Source organism: Gluconobacter sp. P1D12_c, assembly GCF_018812105.1.
GTDB classification, from domain to species: Bacteria; Pseudomonadota; Alphaproteobacteria; order Acetobacterales; family Acetobacteraceae; genus Gluconobacter; species Gluconobacter oxydans_A.
In genome coordinates this window covers 1-378 of sequence record NZ_JACSIQ010000772.1, presented here as the reverse complement: position 1 = coordinate 378, position 378 = coordinate 1, and the positions used below count along the sequence as shown (strand labels likewise).

At 37.0% G+C, this 378-nt stretch carries 1 protein-coding gene; it reads right to left on the bottom strand.

The annotated features are described in order from the left end of the window. Positions 1 to 298 (bottom strand): hypothetical protein (locus KP705_RS21870; protein WP_215765452.1); only part of this gene is annotated, 298 nt, incomplete at its 3' end. Positions 299 to 378: the final 80 nt, after the last annotated feature.

Here is a 378-nt window from a genome sequence, read left to right as displayed (position 1 = left end):
TTTCTATGTAATCCAAAAACAAAGAAGAATGCGAAGGAAGACAACGCAAATAATCTCTATAACTTTTCACATCCTTCACAGGAAAAGAATGGTCAATATAATGGTCATGCAAACAAGTCATGATATCGTAAGGCTTTTCCCAACCGCAATAAACCTCGACCCCATTCCCAAACATATAACGAATAGCCTTGGTCTCATAACGTGCCTTCAATCGCACAGCCTTTATATTGAACAGATTTTCAAGCCTCTGTACTTCTCTCTCTATTTCTCTATATTTTTCCTTCTTTACCATATCCATAACAATCTCCGACCCTCAGTTTGTGGGGTACTGGAAACTTATTGTAGCATATAGAAATCAATATTTGACTTGTCATAGTG